Here is a 20803-nt window from a genome sequence, read left to right as displayed (position 1 = left end):
CCTAAAACTGAATCAACTTCGGTATAAATGAAATTAGATTCAAATCGATAGGAATCGATAATACATCTATAATTCTCTTAAAGGATAATTTCCCCTTTGAAGGGGGTAAGGGGGATGTTAAGAAAGAACCTCTTTTACTTTTTCAGCGGCATCTTTCAATACAATTGCTGAAGTCACTTTCAATCCTGAATCTTCAATGATTTTAGCTCCTTCTTCTGCATTGGTGCCCTGAAGCCTCACAATGATTGGCACCTTGATGTCCCCAATGTTTTTGTAAGCCTCAACAACTCCATTCGCCACTCTGTCACATCGTACAATACCACCAAAGATGTTGATAAGGATAGCTTTTACGTTAGGATCTTTCAGGATAATCCTGAATCCAGCTTCAACAGTTTGCGCATTTGCCCCACCTCCAACATCAAGGAAGTTGGCAGGCTCACCACCGGAAAGTTTGATGATGTCCATTGTCGCCATAGCAAGACCTGCACCATTCACCATACAGCCTACATTACCATCCAGTTTCACATAGTTCAGGCCTGATTTTCCAGCCTCCACTTCCAATGGATCTTCTTCCGTAAGATCTCTTAACTCAGCAATGTCTTTATGTCTGTAAAGCGCATTGTCATCAATATTTACTTTAGCATCAACCGCTAGTATCTTATTATCAGAGGTTTTCAAAACCGGGTTGATCTCAAACTGAGATGCATCGGTTGCTTCGTATGCCTTGTAAAGGGCAAAAATGAACTTCACCATCCCTTTAAATGCTTCGCCTTCTAACCCAAGTGCGAAAGCTACTTTTCGAGCCTGGAATCCTTGAAGTCCAACAGCAGGATCAATCCATTCCTTAACAATCTTATCCGGCGTTTCTTCTGCTACCGTTTCAATGTCCATACCCCCTTCGGTAGATGCCATGATCACGTTCTTGCCGGTACCACGATCTAATAGGATTGACAAATAATATTCTTTTGGATCTGATTCACCTGGATAGTATACATCCTGCGCAATCAATACTTTGTTTACTTTCTTACCTTCAGCACCAGTTTGGTGAGTAACCAACGTGCCACCCAAAATAGCTTTTGACTTTGGGCCAACTTCATCCAGACTCTTGGCCAATACCACACCATTCGATCCGGTCTCGTTTACCTTTCCTTTTCCTCTACCTCCTGCATGGATTTGAGCTTTTATCACGTACCATTCAGTTCCGGTTTCTCGGTTCAATTCCTTTGCTGCTTCTGTAGCTTTATCAGGTGTGTCTGCAACTACACCTTCCTGGATTGTAACCCCGTAAGATTTAAGAATTTCTTTGGCTTGGTATTCGTGAATGTTCATGAGTTAAAATTTTCTGCGAAGCTAAATCATTGAGAACGTATAACCAAGTTGAAACCCTTCTGATGGCGTATTTCTGGATGATAGACATATCTTTGCCGCCATGCTAAAAGCAGAAAACATTCAGAAGTCCTACAATGGTTTAGAGGTGCTAAAGGGTATAGATCTTTCCATTAAAAAGGAAGAAGTGGTGAGCATTGTAGGTGCTTCAGGTGCAGGAAAGAGCACCCTATTGCATATTTTAGGTACTTTAGATGTGCCCGACCGGGGTAAGGTCATTTTGAATGGTGTGGAAATTTCTTCATTGACCCAGAAGAAAATGTCTAAGTTCAGGAATGAAGAGATTGGGTTTATTTTCCAATTTCATAATCTATTCCCAGAGTTTACTGCATTGGAAAATGTCTGCATTCCTGCCTATATAAATGGGAGTAAAGGAGTAGAGAAAAGAGCTGAGGAACTTTTGAAAGTATTGGGTCTGGCTAATAGAAAGGATCATAAACCATCTGAGCTTTCCGGTGGGGAACAGCAAAGAGTATCTGTGGCCCGTGCATTGATCAATGATCCATCCATTGTGTTTGCTGATGAACCCAGCGGGAATCTGGACTCTCAAAGTGCAGATGACTTGCACAAACTTTTTTTTGACTTGAGAAACAAAATCGGTCAAACTTTTGTCATAGTGACTCACAATATGGAGCTCGCTGGAATGGCAGATAGAAAATTGGAAATTAAAGACGGAATTATAACTGCTTGATAGGTTGAGTCAAGGAGTTAGATACATGCTTTTTGCTTCGTTCACTTTCACTTTGATGAAGGTGTGCGTGAAGCTGGTGCCCCACATTCCTGCCATTGAGATCATACTTTTTCGTTCGGTCATTTCAATGGCGATAAGCTTGTTCTTCCTGAGCAGGCAAAGAGTTAACATTTGGGGAAATAATAAGTCCATACTTATCGGAAGAGGTGTGGCAGGTGCGATTGCGCTTGTTATTTACTTCAGTCTTCTTCAGCAGATTCCACTGGCAACAGCCTCAACGCTGCAATACCTTGCACCAATTTTCACAGCTGTCCTCGGTATATTTTTAGTAGGGGAAAAAGTCAAAAATGTACAATGGTTGTTCTTCGCCATGAGCTTTGCAGGTATTTTGGTGATCCAGGGCTTTGACCCAAGGATTACTTTTTGGCATTTGGTGATGGGTATTACTGCCTCCTTGTTTATGGGTTTAGCTTACAACTTCATCCGTAAACTCAAAACCAGTGAGCATCCATTAGTGATCATTTTTTACTTTCCACTCATCATGCTCCCCATTTCGGCCATATGGTCCTCTTTTGTTTGGGTGCAGCCGGTTGGGAATGATTGGATGGTTTTGATATTGGTTGGTGTCACCACTCAAATAGCACAGTTTTTAATGACCAAGGCGTATCAAAAAGAAGAACTCAATAAGGTTTCTATTCTCACCTACTTAGGCATTATTTATTCACTTGCTTTCGGTTTTTTCATATTTGATGAAACCTATAATTTGATAACCTACGGGGGAATGGCTCTTGTGCTTACAGGAGTGATTATGAATGTGCTCTGGAAACGGAAATGATCTTGATTTTGAACACCCCTTCAGCTTAATTTGCAGTCTAACTTAGATAGAAACTTTAAATAATGGGAAGAGCATTTGAATACCGACGGGCAGCAAAAGAAAAGCGATGGGATAAAATGAGTAAAGTGTTCCCTAAGCTGGCTAAAGCGATCACTGTTGCGGCCAGGGATGGGGGACAGGATCCGGAGATGAACCCGAAGCTTCGGACAGCTATTCAGAATGCCAAGGCTGAAAACATGCCGAAAGACAATATTGAGAATGCGATCAAGCGTGCGGCGGGAAAGGATATTGATGAAATCTCAGAAGTAACTTATGAGGGTAAAGGTCCACATGGTGTACTGGTTTTTGTGGAGTGTGCGACTGATAACACAACTCGTACCGTAGCAAATGTGAAATCCTATTTTAATAAAGCTGGCGGAAGTTTCGTTCCAAACGGCTCACTGGAATTTATGTTTGACCGAAAGGCGGTCTTCGAATTTGAAAAGACCGAAGAGATGGATATAGAAGAGCTGGAGCTTTCGCTGATAGATGGTGGACTGGAAGAAATTGAAGAGGACGATGGAATGTTTTACGCTTATGCGGATTACACCCAGTTTGGAGAGATGAGTAAAGTGCTGGAAGACCTTAACATTGACGTGAAGAAGGCCACCTTAAAAAGGATATCAAATAATCCGGTTGAGTTTACTGACGAACAGCTGGAGGAAATAGAGAAAATGCTTGACAAAATTGAAGATGACGATGATGTGCAGGCGGTTTACACCAATATCGCCTAGCATTCAATAAACACTAACGACATAAAAAAAGGGAGAATTTGCTCCCTTTTTCTGTTTTCTGATTTTGTCAATTATGCAATCTTGCTTATCAAGTCAGCAGTTCTTGCAGAATACCCGGCTTCATTGTCATACCAACCAACCACTTTAACCAAAGTGCCCTGGCATGAGGTAAGCTTAGCATCGAAAATATTAGAATGAGTATTACCAACGATATCAATCGAAACGATTGGATCCTCAGTGTATTCAAGAATTCCTTTCATCGGTCCTGCGGCTGCAGCTTTCATTGCAGCGTTCACCTGGTCCGCAGTTACTTCTTTTTTCACCACTACAGTCAGGTCTGTCAATGAACCGGTAGGAGTAGGAACTCGCATTGCGATTCCATCCAATTTACCATTAAGGTGTGGGAGTACTAACCCAACAGCTTTTGCAGCTCCGGTTGATGTTGGGATGATGGATACAGCTGCTGCTCTTGCTCTTCGCAAATCCTTATGAGGTGCATCCTGAATATTTTGATCAGAAGTATAAGCGTGAACGGTTGTGATGTATCCTTTCTCTATTCCGAATGCATCGTCAAGTACTTTAGCCATTGGTGCCAGGCAGTTGGTTGTACAAGAAGCATTTGAAAGAATGGTTTCATCACCGGTTAGCGTGTCTTCATTCACACCAAGTACTACGGTAGGGATGTTTCCTTTTGCAGGTGCAGAGATTACAACCTTTTTAGCTCCTGCCTGTAGGTGGCCTCCGGCTCCAGCCTCGTCAACGAAAAACCCGGTAGACTCAAGTACGATCTCTACTCCAATTTTACCCCAAGGAAGGTTTTTAGGGTCACGCTCGGCTGTAACCGGGATCGCTTTCCCATTCACGATAATATTGTTATCATCCGCTTCTACTGTGCCAGGGAATCTTCCGTGATTGGAGTCGTATTTTAGTAGGTGAGCTAATGTGTGAGTATCAGTAAGGTCATTGATGGCCACTACTTCTACATTGTCTTTTTCAAGGAGTGCACGGAAACTTAATCGTCCGATTCGTCCAAATCCATTGATACCAATTTTCGTTGACATGTGATCTTGCTTTGGTTTTTTGAGGTGCAAAAGTAAAACCACTTTTCGAGGTAATCAATTCCATTTTGGAATCTTACCTTTAAATCACAATGAAAAGCCATTCATATCAAAAAAACTTTCAACTACATCATTCTTTGTTTAAACTGCATCTGAATAAATTTTCCAAATAGAACAATGAAAAAAATTAAGAACTTATCTATTATCATGTTAGGCTTGGTTGTACTTGTAACATCATGTACACCTTCAGGTGATAGCGAAAACAGCGAGGAATTATCCCTTGATTATGAAAAAATTACACTTGATAATGGACTGGATGTGGTCCTTCATCAAGATGATTCAGACCCAATAGTTGCAGTTGCTATATTGGTACATGCCGGGTCTAATCGCGAACGACCAGGAAGAACCGGATTTGCTCATTTCTTCGAACATATGCTTTTTCAGCGATCTGAAAATGTGCCTAATGGCGGATTCTTTAAGAACATAAACGAATGGGGTGGAACCTTCAATGGAGGAACATGGACGGATGGAACAGTCTATTATGAAGTGGTACCAAAAGATGCATTGGAAAAAGTGCTTTGGATGGAATCAGATCGAATGGGATATTTCATCAATGCAGTCACATTGGCAAGTCTTGAAGGTGAGAAGCCAGTAGTTCAAAATGAGAAAAGACAAAGAGTTGATAATCAACCCTACGGTCATACGCAAAGCGTTATTCTTAAAGCATTGTATCCTGAAGGTCATCCATATAACTGGACGGTGATCGGGGAGTTAGAAGATTTGCAAAATGCGACTCTTGAAGATGTAAAGGAATTTTATGAGCAGTGGTATGGCCCGAACAATGCTACGCTTGTAATTGCAGGAGATATTGACAAAGCTGAGATTAAGGAAATGGTATCCAAATATTTTGGTGAAATTCCTTCACGTGGGATAGATACTCCAATGGATCCTCAGCCGGTTTCTTTGGAAGAAACCAAAACCTACTACTATGAAGATAATTTCGCACAGCTTCCTGAGCTAAGAATGACTTACCCGACGGTTGAGCAATATCATGAAGATCAATGGGCGTTGGACGCCTTAGGACAAATTCTTTCAGATGGAAAACGCGCACCTCTTTACAAGTCAATTGTTGAGGAGTCCAAAGTAGCCCCTGGAGTATCATCATACAATAGTTCAAATGAGCTAGCAGGTACATTCACAATTCGTGTTAGAGCTAATGCAGGTACCGATTTAGACTCGGTGAGAGCAGTGATTAACCAAACCCTAGTGGACTTTGATCAGAAAGGTTTTGATATTAAAGACTTAGAGCGAATTAAGGCAGGTCTTGAAACTAATTTTTACAATGGAATTAGCAGTGTGCTCGGTAAGGCATTTCAGCTTGCTTCCTACAATGAGTATGCCGGAAGCCCTGATTTTGTGGAACAGGATATTGCGAACATAAAAGCGGTAACACAAGATGATGTCATGAGGGTATTTAGAACATATATCCTTAACAAAAATCACATAGTAACCAATTTTGTTCCGAAAGGTTCTGCTGATTTGGCTATGGAAGACGCACAAATGGCAGATGTAAAAGAAGAGGCGATTGTTCCTTATTCACCAACAGAAATAATAGAAGAAGAGGGGGATATTTCAATTACAAAGACAGAGTCTTCTTTTGATCGATCGATTGAGCCAGGCTTTGGAGAAACTCCCCTAGTAAATCCACCAACCATTTACACAGCTGAACTTACAAACGGACTGGGTGTATATGGTGTGGAATCAAATGAGCTACCTCTTGTAAACTTCTCAATAAGAATAATGGGAGGGCACTTCATGGATGACCCGGCTAAAGTTGGAGTAGCAAATCTGATGACTGATATAATGATGGAAGGAACGGCCAATAAAACTCCTGAGGAATTGGAAGATGCGATTGGTCAACTTGGTGCAAATATCAATATGTCTACTTCTGATGAATATATTCAGATTTCGGGAAATTGTCTTTCCAGAAATTTTGACGCAACCATGGATTTGGTAAATGAGATTATTCTGGAGCCAAGATGGGACGAGAAAGAATTTGAACGGATCATCAATCAAACGCTACAGTCAATCAAGCAAAGAGAGACGAATCCAAATGCAATTGCTACTGTGGTAATGAACAAAAAGTTATATGGTGAGAACCATATTTTCTCACACCCATCAATTGGCTATACTGAGACCGTAGAGACTATTACTTTGGACGACTTAAAGGCGTTCTATAACAACTTTTTTGTCCCCAATCTTGCCAACTATCATGTAGCAGGAAATGTCACCAAAGCCCAGGCAGTCTCAGCGCTTGGACGGCTGAAAAATGAGTGGAAATCGAAAGAAGTTGAAATGCCTTCTTATCCGGTAGCAGAAACTCCGTCAGAACCACAGCTTTATTTTGTAGATATTCCTGAAGCTAAGCAGTCTGTTATTCGAATCTCAAGATTGACTGTCCCCGCTGACGATCCAACTTACAATGAAATTCTGGTAGCCAATGATAGGTTGGGTGATGGATCATCTGGAAGACTCTTTCAGATATTACGAGAGGAGAAACAATTCACGTATGGTGCTTATTCATTCCCTAGTCGAAACAGAAACGCTCCAAGTGAGTTTAGCGCCTCATCAAGTGTAAAATCGAATGTAACACTTGAAGCACTTGATACCTTCAAAGAAGTTATTGGTAATTACGGCAATACCTATACTGATGAGGATCTGAATAAAACCAAAACCTCTATGATCAAAGAGAATGCAAGAAGATTCGAAACGCTTTTCAGTTTGCTTGGAATTCTTCAAAACATAAGTACATATGATCTTCCGATGGATTATATAGATCAGGAACAAAAAGCGGTAACAGAGGCGTCTATCGAAAGCATACAGAGTACAACAACAGAATATTTTGATTTGAGTAAGTACATCTTTGTGATAGTGGGAGATAAAGCGACTCAGTTTGATAGACTAAAGGTTCAGGGCGCAGGGGATCCAATTCTTGTAGACCGATATGGTGAGGAACTTGGAGCGATGTAACGCTTTGCAAATTTTATAGTAAATAAAAAAAGTGAAGAATTCTTCGCTTTTTTTATTTACCCCCTTTGTAAAAGTGGATAGGCGTTCTATATTTGCACTCCCAAAACAAACACGGTCTGCTAAAGACCTTCTGTTTTGGTGAAATTTTATTGAAACACGGTCCGTTCGTCTAGGGGTTAGGACGCCAGGTTTTCATCCTGGTAACAGGGGTTCGATTCCCCTACGGACTGCATTCCAAAAGTCACTCAAACGAGTGACTTTTTTATTTCTAATCATTTCAACCATTTATATATAGTATTTTTTGCAGTCCTTCGGGGGCTCTCGCTGCAACCTGTCTCATGACTAAAATCATCCACCGGATGGTTTCTAAACGTCATGTCCTCCTACGGACTGCTTAAAACAGCTAATTAGACTGCTTTTGTTGTTTCGTACAGAGGTGGTTCTACCCTCCAGTTTGGCCTCTTGCCAAATTTGATCGGTCAACGTCCACTATAGATATTAGCATTTAGTACATCAGTTGATTGTAATTAGGCAAGTGCATGTATCTTATGAATTCCTTTTTTATTATTTTGTATATGTATTTGCTTTCGAACAATTATTGCAGATAGCTGGATTTGTGATAATCATTGCCATTATCTAAATGAAAATATTTAACATCGCTTTCTACGCCGTTTGCCTACTACTAGTTGATCAATCGAAAGCGCAAAGTGATTCCACTAAAATCGAACTAACAGGGTATATTGATACCTATTATGCTTCATATAGCAATAAGTTAGCCTCTGACGAACTGCAACCTTACATAACTGTAGCACCAAGAGACAATCAGTTCGGATTAAACATTGCTGAGATTGGAGCTACTTATAATACAGGTGAAGTACGAGGGACCTTTGTTATTCAGTACGGCGATATTGCTGAGGCTACCTGGTCAGATAGATTCAAAACGATACAGGAAGCATGGGTTGGTATGGAGGTGGCTGAAGATATCTGGTTAGATGGGGGTTTTTTCACTACCCATATTGGTGCCGAAAGTTTTTTACCCAAAAACCATTATTTAAGCTCAACGGATATTGGGACTTTTTATGAACCATTTTACCAAAGTGGAGTAAGGCTATCCTATGAGAAGTCCGAAAAATTTGAAGCACAATTTCATTTAGTAAGTGGTTACAATCTTTTTATCGACAATAATGATGCAAAATCGATCGGTATGTTGTTTACTTATAAAGTAAATGAGCAGATCTCTTTCTCATACTCTAATCTTTATGGAAGAGAATCACCGGAAGGATCAGGAAAGCAAATTCGGTCTTATCATAATTTATTTGTGAATTGGGAACCTAATAATAAAGTTTCAGCCGTCCTGGGAGGAGACATTAGTACTCAGACCAATTCAAAATTAAACGATCCAACGGGAACTGCTTTAATGCTCAACGCATTGGGAATAATAAAATATCGATTTACAGATAAGTATAGTACGACAGGTCGATTAGAGTTTTTTAATGACGAAGATGGATTTATTTCGGAAATACTTGTAAACCGGAATGGAGGTACCCAAGGACTAATAGCAACTGCGTTTACACTAGGTGTTGAGTATGCACCTACGCACCAATCTTATCTACGAACAGAGACCCGATGGACTTGGGCTGATAAAGACTTGCAAATATTTAATAAAGGTGGGAACGCATCAAATGTGCGTGCTGAATTTATAATAAATATGGGTTTTTACTTTAATAAGAGGCTTTAGTAGTATTCATTAAGCTACTTCATTTCGAAATTATTTTCATTTTAATTTCTTTAGTCACATACTTAAGAGTCTAACATGTCATGGTAGGCCAATAAAGCTTTTTTGACTTCACTCAACTAAAACTTAAAACCTCCCAGGCTGGTGGTGGACTTGGAAGGTTCATTGGTTGATTCATCACTGCTGTTTTTTAGGAAAATATCAATTTTTCATTTTTGAAATCTCACACTAGAAAGGATAGCACTCATTAGTCCCAGTTTTTTACTCCCAGCCTCTTTTTTATTAAACAACCTGCATTTTTATTCATTCACCGAATTATTCAGATTTTACCTAAAGTGTTCCGGTTTATTTGAGCTTGAACAACTATAGATATGCGTCGAATCATTTCCTTATTCTTTACTGTAGCTAGCCTGGCGATAAATGGACAGGAAGTTGACTATGACTCAATTTACTTCCTTAAAAACTGTATAGTACTGGATGCCAGGGAGTCCATTGATGAGGAAAGAGAAGATCTAATCTATAAATGGCAATTTGGCGATGGAGAAGTAGATGGAGGAGAGACCGTTGAACATTGCTATGATAGCTTAGGTACCTATCAGGTCGTTCTATCCATTATTGATCCATCCATTGTTTCTCAGTTTCAGGACGAATGGATATTTGAAATTACCATATCAGAAGACTACCTTATTGGTTTTGATATAGATCATTCTGATAAGACCATTTCTTGCAAATCTAAACTTACACATGATAGCAATCCGGATGATATGGAGTTTTTCTGGGATTATGGAGACCTGCAATTTGGCATAGGGGACGAGGTGTCTCATACGTACGATTCAGCCGGTAATTATACGATCAGGCTCTTAGCCATGGTGACAGAAGGAGATGAAACGATCGAACTGTCTGCATCTCAAACTATTAAAATCCAATAAGATGAAATCAAGGACCCTATTCCTATTAATATTTTTCTTCAGTTTGATGTTTATAGCAGCCCGAACTGACGCCCAGATGGTTCCAAGCAGCTTTGAACAAATTGATTATTTGGTCACTTTCGGTCCGGAGAGTAAGAAATCCTGGGGAGATGACGACTACAGTCAGGTATTCTTTTTTGTGGTACCGGCTTCATTCACTAAACCTGTTTATATCAGGGTTTTTGATGCAAGCACCGGAAGCAATATTGACGAAAGAAATGGGACTTGGAATACCATGACAAAATTTTCAGTTTACGGTGGAAAAGGAACACATAGTGATCCTGATAGCAGAAAAACAGATCCGGTAGGAAACTATAAAAGTGGTCGTTTGATGGCCAGCAAGACCTTCAGTGCGGATGATAGATATGATAACAGGTGGTACACCTTTGGCCCTTTCAATCCATTAGAAGGGGAAAAATCTGAAGAAATGAACGGTGCTCATATTTTCAAAATCGTAGCGGATGGTGTTCAAGGAAATGATGGAAATCTATACAAGTATTTTCTGAGCACACAGCCGGATATTAACAGAGCAGTTGAAGGAGCAAATGCCTTCACTTATGAATATTCATTTCGGTTGCCGGAAGCAGTCAACTCAGTGGCTCATTTATATCCTTTCATAGATAAAGAGATGGTCAGCCTTACCCAGCATAATTTTGATTTTGACAAGGAGGGATCTGTCTTGATTTACACTGTAGCTAAAAACAGACATCAGGCAGATGTATCAGCAAACAATAGCTGGGGTATCAGCAAACATTTGATTGAAGATGAGGAGAAAAATACCTCAATGGATCTTCAAATTGTTAAAAGAAGAACCTCCAGAAATGACATGGTTTGCTTTGTTACCAATCAGTACGATGAAGCGGTGGCATTTTTCTCCTCACCAATAGGTGGCCCTCCAAAGTATAAATACAAAGTTGACGTGAAGTATAAGACTCGAAAAAAGAACTAATGATGGTTAAAAATTTAATAGCCCCTTTTCTTTTGTTTATTGCAATCCTAAGCTCTTATGGAGGAGTGAAGGATTTTACAGTTAAGCAATATGGTATTGATCATGACTTTGACGGGGTATTCATTTATAGTATAGTTCAGGACCAGGATGGTTATTTATGGGTTGGTTCCGACGATGGACTTTATCGTTTTGATGGAAAGACGATGGTCAATTTGAATGATAACGACAGCACCATTGGGAACCTGGTCACAGCATCGGTTGTCTCGGATGATGGTCACCTGATATTGGGTTATTATACCGGTGGGATAAGTATTGTTGAGCATGGTAGATACAGGAAGATTGTTTCACCGGATTCTATGTCCAGTAAAATCAATAGATTATACAAGGATACCAATGGGTCTATTTGGGCATTATCCCAGAATGATGGAATTGGGTTAATCTCGGAGCAGGGAATAAGTTTTTCTAAAATTGACTTTCTACGAGAATTAATCTCTTATGACCTGATCAGGCACGAAGATCATCTTTATGTAGGCACAAGCGAGGGGTTGATCAAACTCAAAATTGACGGTACTGAGCTATCTGTTGTAGGTTTTGTTCAAGGCTCATTTGGGAAACCAATCACATCACTTTATGAAGATCCTCACCATGATGATGTTTTGTGGGTTGGTTCTGATAACGGGTTGTTTTACATCGATCATGGAGAAAATGAGCAGCTGGTTGTTGTAAATAGTTTAGAGCATTTGCGTGTTACTTCCATAGCTCGTGATCAGTTACAAACACTTTGGGTAGGAACTGCTCAATCAGGTCTGGTAGAAATAGAATTAAAAAATAACCACCCTCACAAAATCACCAGATTCGATCAGGCACATGGGTTTCCAAGTGATCAGATCAATAGCTTATATGTCGACCGGGAAAACGAAATATGGGTAGGTACATTTGGTAGAGGTCTTGTTCAATTGAACAGAGCTTTTTTTCATCACTATGAGCTAAGCAAAAATGCCGGAATTCAAGGCATCAATGATATTTACCAGGTCAATACCGACTTGTATTATCTGGCCACAGACAAGGGGCTGGTAAAAGCTTATAATAACGAGGGGAAAGATAGCCTGACTTTCGAGGTGATAAAGAACACAGGTCAGTTTGCCATAAGGCAATTATTAGTAAGAGGTGAAACGATCTGGTTAGGCACAGCCAATAAGGGTTTAGTGAAATACGATCTGGTTTCAGGCTCATACGATCAAGTCCCTCTTAATCCTGTTGATCCGGCATCCAGTCATATGGTTCGTTTTATGGCCCAGGGATACGGTGAGGATCTTTGGGTATCGATTGCCGGAAATGGTGTTTACAACATCAGTGATGACGGAAAGATAATTCATCACTTCAACACAAGAAATGGGTTTTATCACAATGAAATTTTTTCTATTCTGCCCGATCAGGCAGGAAACGTCTGGTTTGGTGCACATTCAGTAGGTCTAGGAATCCTGAAACCATCTGGAGAAATACAGTTTCTTACCAAGGATGAGGTGTTTCCGGCGAGAGACATCAACAGTATTTCACAAAATCAAAGTGGAACGATTTGGATTGCCACATCTGGTCAAGGGTTGTATAGTTTCGATGGTGCAGAATTCGAGCGGTATGATGAATCGAATGGGCTGGTCTCCAACTTTTGCAATGCTGTAGAAGTAGACAGAGCAGGCCAAATTTGGGTTGGTCATCGAATGGGACTCAGTTTGATACAGCCTAGTTATGGACTGGTCAGACAGTTTGATCATCCGAGCGAATTGGGTGAAACAGAAGCGGTAATAAATTCGGTTCAGAAAGATAGCGATGGTAATATCTGGTTTGGTAATCCTTATGGTATTACAAAAGTGATTCTGCCTCATATACAGCATCAAATAAAGGAACGCGAAACGCATATTCAGGATATTCGCTTGTTCTTCAAGGCAACTGATCTTTTAAAATACAGTGAAAGTGATAAGCTTGACAACACACTTCCTGATGATTTAGAATTTGAGCATGTTGACAATCACATCTCCTTTGACTTTATAGCAATTAATCTTAAAAATCCGGATGCCATCTACTACCAATACTTGTTAGAAGGTTATGACAAATCCTGGTCACCTGTAACACGATCCAATGTGGCAACATTTACGAACCTGGATCCCGGAGTGTATACCTTTAAAGTAAAGGAGTCAGATCACCCAGAGCTTTGGGGCAATGATTTTCATGAAATAACCTTTAAGATAGATAATCCCTACTGGAAGAAATGGTGGTTTTATCTGTTGCAAATAGCTTTTATTCTGCTTGTAATGTTTAGCACTTACATTTTAACAAAAAAGGTACACAACCTAATCATCATAAGATTGATGGTTTTTGTAAGCCTGTTTGTATTTTTTGAATATATTCATACAGAGTTAGAACCATTTATTGAATCCATTGCAGGCGAAACGCCTATTTTTCAGGTAGGAATAAACTTAGTATTAGCTCTCTTGCTACTTCCAATTGAACTCAGTCTGGTTAAATATATGAGAAGGAGAGAAATGTCTAACAAACCTCAATTAACGACATCAAAATGAAAGTAACAATCAATCTCATTGTTTACTTGATTGGACTAATCAGCTATGCTCAATCTATTACCATAGATCCTGTGAAGAAGGCTGATAAGTACTTTGGGGAATTTAGTTATTTGGCGGCAGCAGAACTTTACAAAGAAGTTCTTCCGGATGTTGAGGAAAATCAGCCTTACGTTATCAACCAAATAGCGCTTTCATATAAGAACCTGAATATGTCTGACAGTAGTGAGGTATGGTTCAAGAAAACTGTTGATCTAAGGCAAGATAAACCGATTAATTACTTCTATCTGGGCGAGGCATTAATGACTAATGGTAAGTATGAAGAGGCCAGGTACTGGTTGGAGGAATATAGGAGTGAAGTGCCCGGTGATGAGCGTGTAGTTCGTAAACTTGACGCAATAAATAATCTTGAGCAGTTTAGTAATCCTATTTTCCAAGCCAGTATCGAAGCTGTCGGATTTAACTCTCCGGGGTTGGACTTCAGCCCGGCTTTTTATAGAGATGGAGTTGTCTTTGTTTCTTCCAGACCAAAAAATAACTGGGTGCAAAAGGAGTTCAACTGGGATCAATCAAGATTTCTGGATATCTATTATGCGAAAGCAAATAACGTAACCTACTTAGAAGAGGGACTGAATACTCCATATCATGAAGGCCCGCTAGCATTTTTCAATGATGATAAATCAGTAGTATACACCCGAAATAACTTTGATGGCAAAAAGCTTAATCAGGATGAAAAAGGAGTGACGAATTTAAAATTGTTTTTTGCAGAATGGATTGAAGAAAAGCAAAAATGGGACAATGAAGTCCCGTTTCCATTCAACAATGAAGCTTTCTCCAATGGGTCACCGGCTATTTCTTCGGATGGTAAAGTACTGATCTATTCATCTAATCAGCCTGGAGGGTTCGGAGAATCTGATCTATACATATCATTTAACGAAGACGGTACCTGGTCGGAACCAAAAAACCTGGGAAGCCAAATCAATACGAAAGGAAGAGATGGTTTTCCTTTTCTAGCCGGAGATCAGCTGTTTTTTGCCTCCGATGGACGTGAAGGACTTGGGGGATTGGATATTTATAGCATTGGTTTTTCAGGTAAGTCGCTAGTAGGAAATCCGAAAAATATTGGTGAGCCTTTTAACAGTAGAATGGATGACTTTGGGTTGATACTGAAAGACAACATAGGCTATTTCACCTCAAATCGACAAAAGACAACCAGCGATGACATTTATAAATTTTCAATCAAAAAACCGGACTATGTGGTTGTAATGGGTGAAGTCTTTGATAAAGACTCAGAGACCGGAATTAGTAAAGCTGACGTAATTTTTAAAAATGAAAACGGTGAGTATCTATACACCCGATCAGGGATTGATGGCACCTATCAATTGATGGCACCTCTAACCACAAGGTGGCAAGTATCTGCCGGGAAATACCGATATGAATTAGTTGATGTAATTGATAGGGAAATTGAAAACAGAGATACCGTTTGGTTGGACAGAATCTATTTAAAACTTGAGAAACCGAATGATGGAATAGATATTCCGGATGCTGCTACCATAGTTGATAATAGAATAAAGCCCTATGAAGATACAAGTCCTTTTGTAGATGAGTTTTCTACAGGAGATACCCTGAAATTCGATATGGTATACTTTGATCTGGACAAATCGGATCTTAGAAAACGCTCCAAAGATGTGTTGACCAAAGCTGCTAATTTCATGATTGAACATGTAGATGTGCGGATCGTCCTTACGTCTCATACAGACTCAAGAGCAGGCGATAGTTACAATAGAAAATTAGCCAGGAGAAGATCTAATTCCGTGGCTTTCTACTTAATAGAAATGGGCGTAAATGCAGAACGAATTGACAAAGTAAATGTTGGTGAAGATCATTTGGTAAATACCTGTGAAGACGAGATTGAGTGTGATGAGGATCAGCATCAACAAAACAGAAGGACAGAGGTTTCTTTTGTGAAAAGGGAGATATAAAATTTTTAACCTGAGAGTTTAAGCCACTTTTCTATTAGTAGAAGGTGGCTTTTTCTATTCTAAATGATCATTTGATTGGCTTTTTCATCCAAACGGGGAAAAAATGTAATCTACCCCACCATTTCTTTAGCTCACCGAAAAACCGGTAAATGTCGCGTGTGAAATCTCGATTTTTATCTTCTAATAAGACCGCAAAATGAATAAATACTTCATCGTTTCATTTTTTATACTTTGTGTATTCACCTCGTTTTCACAAACCAAAGGACTGATTTACAAACCAGCTGCCACTGGACAATCAGTTTTAGATCCAAACCTAGATGGATATACATCATCTGATGCAAACGGTTTTGTCAATGAAGATGAAGATGAAAGCGAAATTCCATATACACCATTACCAAGTGTAGGAGCTTCAGAGCCTGATAGTGACCTTGGTCCGGGTCCATCTTGTGGATTTACGGATCTGGTTAAATCTGACGATAACCACACAATCTATACCTATTTAGATGCCAGCGATAATTTGATGTTTCGCTTTAGACTGGGTGGTACTGCAAATAATTCAAAATCGTATTCAATACTCATTGACACAGATCAAAAATTCGGTGCTACCGGAGCAAACGCTGATCCAAACTACACGGCAGGAAATCCGGGTTTTGAAATTGAAGTAGTTCTCCGTACAAATTTTGGAGTTGGATTATATGATATCGATGGTACCACAAGCGCTACTGAAATTGGAGATGCTACAGTGGATAGACCCTATGATAATTATGCTCAGAAATCCATTGCTCATTCTGAGGTATGTGGAGACGATGATTATTTCTATGATTTCTATATCCCGTTTGCAGATATTACTGCTGCGTTTCCAAGTATCACAACATCTACCCCATTACGGATGGTTGGCCAAACAGTCATCAATCCAAATGAGGCTACAGGTAACAATGGAATTTCAGATTTAGGCGGAATTGATGATGATACTGGTATTACCGACGATTTATGGGAGGATTTGATTGATGTTTTTCCTCCCACTTCGGCAGACGATATTGGGTCTGGAACAACACTTTCACCACGAGCAGATTGTCCTGCTATCACTGGACCTATTGCCGTGGGAGCAACCACAGTCAGTGGAACATCTTCTGAGGTAGATGGGGCAACTATTGAAGTTTTCCGTGATGGCGTTTCTGAAGGGACAACAACAGTAAGTGCCGGCAACTGGACCTTAGCTATTAGTGCTGCTGTTGCAAACGAGGTGTTTACTGCAGCCGCCTCTGTTTCAGAAGCAACAGCAACAGCAACCGGTACATCAGAGAAGTCTGCATCTTATTCAGACTGTAATGAAACATCAGTAGGTGCGACATGCTCAAACACCCCAACAGGTCTTGCTTTAGTTTCGGGAGCTAAAGGGGTAGCTGGAAATATTTCAGGTCTAGCTAACACGAGCTATACGATAACACTTTATAATTCATCTACAGATGCTGTTGTGACAGGTGGGCAGTGGGCACCTGCAGAAAACCCAGTTTCGGTGACTACAGATGGAACAGGTGTGGCCACTTTTGAGCTAAATTGTGGAACCGGCAATTGTTTTGCAGTAGGATCATACTACCTAACTTCAAAAAGTACATCTGAGTGTGAATCAGATCCTTCTCCTATTTGTAATGGAGCTGCAAATTCTCCAACACCTACTATTACTACAAATCCAATATTAACTAATAGTACCTCTGTTTTGGGATCACTAAGTGCACCTCCAGCAGGCACAGCTACGATTACCTTATATATTGATGGTGTTAAATCTACTTTTTCAACAACTACTACTGGTACATCCTGGACTATTTCAGGCATTTCTGGACTTGAAGCAGGTCAATCATTGACGATTTTTGGTGAAGATCCAGGATTATGTCCTTCGGAATCAATAGCAGTTCTTGTACAAGAAAAATCTGCAACACCAATCATAACAGATGAATTTTGTATAGATGGTACTTCACAAGTAACAGAAGTAAATGGTATTTCAAATGAAATAGGAGCAACAATACAAATTTATATAGGGGGCAGTGCACTAGCAGGTGCAACGGCGACAGTAGCTTCCAATGGAAGTTGGGTTGTAAATAGCGGACTGGCAATAAGTGTTACATCCTCTATTACTGCAACAGCAACAAATACCGGGGAGCTTGAAAGTGATCCTTCCAGCGCAGTTACCGTAAATACTAAAACACCTGATCCAACTAATCAGTTAGCATTAGATAGCCCCATAGAAGAAGGAGATGCCTCTATCAGCGGAACGACATTAGTAAGCGCCACAGATGCATTTGTTATTCAACTGTACATCGATGGTACGGCCATTGAGGGAGCTACCTATAATGTAGGAATAGGCGCTACTACAAATACCTGGGAGATTACTGGATTAGATACGCCATTTGATAAGCTGTATGCAGAAGGGCAAGCCTACGTAACCATCACAAATCAAACATCAGGATTTTGTGAAAGCGATCCTTCAAACACAGTAACCATTTCATGTAAGCCACCTGCTAGTCAAACTTTTTCTGCAACCACCAGTACAACGATTTGTGAAAATGAAACCATTGATTTTCAGATCAATTCAACTGAAAATTTAATTGTGTATGAATTGGTTGATCAGGCAGGGAATGGAGTGGGGCCTGCTGCGCTAGGTGATGGAACAGCGCTTAGCTTGACTTCCTTCGGACTATCTTCAACAGTGACCAGCATAGCCGTCAAGGCACAAAAAATTGGAATAACCTGCGAAACTACATTTACTCCAGCAATAAACGTTGATGTTAAGCCTCTACCAGTCGTGTCACTTACTTCAAGTGCACTACAAGTGTGTAAAGGAGATGTGTCTGTCGATTTAGCTTATTCAGTCACTTCAAATGGTCCCGCAATTGACTACAGCATCGATTTTGATGCTGCAGCAGAGGCGGCCGGAAGTGGTTTTATAGATGTAACCAATAATACCACAGTAACAAGTCCGATCTCTATTACCGTACCAGCGAATGCACCTGCTGGCACCTATAATGGAACTTTTACGATTCGTAATTCCAATTCCCTTACCTGCACGAGTGAAGCTCAAGGGTTCACAATTACTGTGGTTGATCCTGTTGTAGGATCAGCAACACAATCTACTGCTATTAGTGCGTGTGGAGCTTCTGATGGCGCAATTACCATCGGTGGATTGGCAATTAGTACAGCTTACTCAGCTCTAAATTATCTGGATGATGGAGTAACGGTCAACCATGGGGCGTTTACCTCAAATGCCAGTGGAGAGTATATCATTACCGGATTAAATGCAGGTTCATACACCAATTTTGAAGTGACCGTTTTGGGATGCACTTCACCTGCGTTCGCCGGACCAGTCAATTTATCTGATCCTGGTGCTCCGGTGATTGCAGAAGGCACCCACACACAACCAACCAATTGTAATACACCTAATGGTGAAATTGTGTTGACAGGGGTTACATCCGGGGATTTTGATGTCGATTATTCTTTAAATGGAACGCCTCAAACCACTAAATTAATTACGGCAACTGCTTCAGGAATAGCCATTACAGACTTAGATGAAGGAGCGTATACCAACATAAGAATTAAGAATCGAACAACAAATTGTCAATCAAACACGATTACCGGATCAATCAATTTATCCAATAACAGTTCACCTACTATTACTTTAGGAACAAGCCCATCGGTTTCTCAGGGAACCACATCGGCTAATCTTCCCTATACAGCAACAACTAATAGTCCCAATCAATATACAATTGACTTTGATGCAACCGCAGAAGGTGAAGGTTTTGTAGATGTTGCAGCAACTGCACTTCCTACTTCGCCAATATCCTTAATTGTTCCGGGAGCAGCGGCTGTAGATACATATAATGCTACCATTACTGTAGTCAATAGTGGTACAGGTTGTTCTTCATCACCAGTTGCATTTACTGTTGCTATAACAGGAGGAGATACAACACCTCCAGTCATTAATATCAGTACAATTGCTGGAGATAACATCATCAACGGAACTGAAGATGATTCAGATTTAACAATTAGTGGCACAACAGATGCAGAAGACGGACAAACAGTAACGGTTACCGTCAAAGGAAAAACATACACGGGGGATACTGGTAGTGGTACTTGGAGCGTTACAGTTCCTTCTGCTGATGTACAGGCATTTGATGGCTCTGAGACTGTTTCTGCTGATGTAGATGATTTGGCGGGAAATTCTGCAACTACAGCGACAAGAAATATCACCTATGATCCAACTGATCCAGCGACCCCTGCGGTAGTGAGCCAGACGACCAATACCAACCCTACGCTTACAGGTTCATTTGATTCTTCGGATGCAGAAATGTTTTCGGTGACAGTAGATGGCACGACTTATATTTTAGGAACAGATGCAGAGTTGACCAACAGTGGAGATACCTGGTCATTAGACTTAAGTGGCATCACTGCGCTTACCGAAGGTACTTACCCGGTTACAGCAACGATCACAGATGAAGCCGGCAATGAAGTATCCGATGTGACGACCGATGAGTTGGTGATTGATACGACAGATCCAGCGACCCCTTCGGTAGTGAGCCAGACGACCAACACCAACCCTACGCTTACAGGTTCATTTGATTCTTCAGATGCAGAAATGTTTTCGGTGACAGTAGATGGCACGACCTATATTTTAGGAACAGATGCAGAGCTGACCAACAGTGGAGATACCTGGTCATTAGATTTGAGTGGCATCACAGCGCTTACCGAGGGCACTTACCCGGTTACAGCAACGATCACGGATGAAGCCGGAAATGAAGTATCCGATGTGACAACTGATGAGTTGGTGATTG

12 protein-coding genes and 1 tRNA gene are annotated in these 20803 nt (G+C 40.4%); 11 read left to right on the top strand and 2 right to left on the bottom strand.

The window, feature by feature from the left end; genetic code table 11:
- Window positions 1–117: 117 nt before the first annotated feature.
- On the bottom strand, window positions 118–1329 hold the full coding sequence (gene sucC / locus RIC88_RS04410; RefSeq protein ID WP_350216274.1) for an ADP-forming succinate--CoA ligase subunit beta: 1212 nt from the start codon (window positions 1327–1329) through the stop codon (window positions 118–120).
- A gap of 100 nt (window positions 1330–1429) precedes the next feature.
- Between sucC and RIC88_RS04405 the strand changes: the two genes are divergently transcribed.
- The 3 genes from RIC88_RS04405 to RIC88_RS04395 all read left to right on the top strand — a co-directional run bounded on the left by RIC88_RS04405 (window position 1430) and on the right by RIC88_RS04395 (window position 3685).
- Window positions 1430–2077: an ABC transporter ATP-binding protein gene (locus RIC88_RS04405; RefSeq protein WP_350216273.1), complete on the top strand. Its 648-nt coding sequence runs from the start codon at window positions 1430–1432 to the stop codon at window positions 2075–2077.
- 4 nt (window positions 2078–2081) lie between these two features.
- A complete protein-coding gene (locus RIC88_RS04400) occupies window positions 2082–2912 on the top strand; it encodes a DMT family transporter (protein WP_350216272.1) in 831 nt (276 codons plus the stop codon).
- 62 nt (window positions 2913–2974) lie between these two features.
- Window positions 2975–3685, top strand: coding sequence for a YebC/PmpR family DNA-binding transcriptional regulator (locus tag RIC88_RS04395; RefSeq protein WP_350216271.1), 711 nt, complete (start codon window positions 2975–2977; stop codon window positions 3683–3685).
- Window positions 3686–3756: 71 nt separating this feature from the next.
- On the opposite strand, the gene gap is transcribed toward RIC88_RS04395, so the two are convergent.
- The gene (gap, locus tag RIC88_RS04390; RefSeq protein WP_350216270.1) at window positions 3757–4746 is read right to left on the bottom strand and encodes a type I glyceraldehyde-3-phosphate dehydrogenase; all 990 of its coding nucleotides are present in this window, start codon (window positions 4744–4746) and stop codon (window positions 3757–3759) included.
- Between the two features lie 174 nt (window positions 4747–4920).
- Between gap and RIC88_RS04385 the strand changes: the two genes are divergently transcribed.
- From RIC88_RS04385 to RIC88_RS04350, 8 genes are all read left to right on the top strand, one after another.
- On the top strand, window positions 4921–7773 hold the full coding sequence (locus RIC88_RS04385; protein ID WP_350216269.1) for a M16 family metallopeptidase: 2853 nt from the start codon (window positions 4921–4923) through the stop codon (window positions 7771–7773).
- Between the two features lie 158 nt (window positions 7774–7931).
- Window positions 7932–8003 (top strand) — tRNA-Glu (locus RIC88_RS04380).
- 410 nt (window positions 8004–8413) lie between these two features.
- The gene (locus tag RIC88_RS04375; RefSeq protein ID WP_350216268.1) at window positions 8414–9511 is read left to right on the top strand and encodes an outer membrane beta-barrel protein; all 1098 of its coding nucleotides are present in this window, start codon (window positions 8414–8416) and stop codon (window positions 9509–9511) included.
- Between the two features lie 368 nt (window positions 9512–9879).
- Complete coding sequence (locus tag RIC88_RS04370; RefSeq protein WP_350216267.1) at window positions 9880–10437, top strand: PKD domain-containing protein; 558 nt, start codon at window positions 9880–9882, stop codon at window positions 10435–10437.
- Window position 10438: 1 nt separating this feature from the next.
- Window positions 10439–11425: a hypothetical protein gene (locus RIC88_RS04365; RefSeq protein ID WP_350216266.1), complete on the top strand. Its 987-nt coding sequence runs from the start codon at window positions 10439–10441 to the stop codon at window positions 11423–11425.
- Window positions 11425–14001 (top strand): two-component regulator propeller domain-containing protein, encoded by a 2577-nt coding sequence (locus RIC88_RS04360; protein WP_350216264.1) that lies wholly within the window; start codon window positions 11425–11427, stop codon window positions 13999–14001. The genes RIC88_RS04365 and RIC88_RS04360 overlap by 1 nt, the downstream gene beginning before the upstream one ends.
- A complete protein-coding gene (locus RIC88_RS04355) occupies window positions 13998–15980 on the top strand; it encodes an OmpA family protein (RefSeq protein WP_350216262.1) in 1983 nt (660 codons plus the stop codon). The genes RIC88_RS04360 and RIC88_RS04355 overlap by 4 nt, the downstream gene beginning before the upstream one ends.
- A gap of 196 nt (window positions 15981–16176) precedes the next feature.
- Window positions 16177–20803 (top strand): Ig-like domain-containing protein (locus RIC88_RS04350; RefSeq protein ID WP_350216261.1); only part of this gene is annotated, 4627 nt, incomplete at its 3' end.

Source organism: Ekhidna sp. (assembly GCF_040220215.1).
Classification (GTDB): domain Bacteria; phylum Bacteroidota; class Bacteroidia; order Cytophagales; family Cyclobacteriaceae; genus Ekhidna.
The sequence above is the reverse complement of the archived record's forward strand: the minus strand, read 5'-3'. Positions and strand labels throughout refer to the sequence as shown.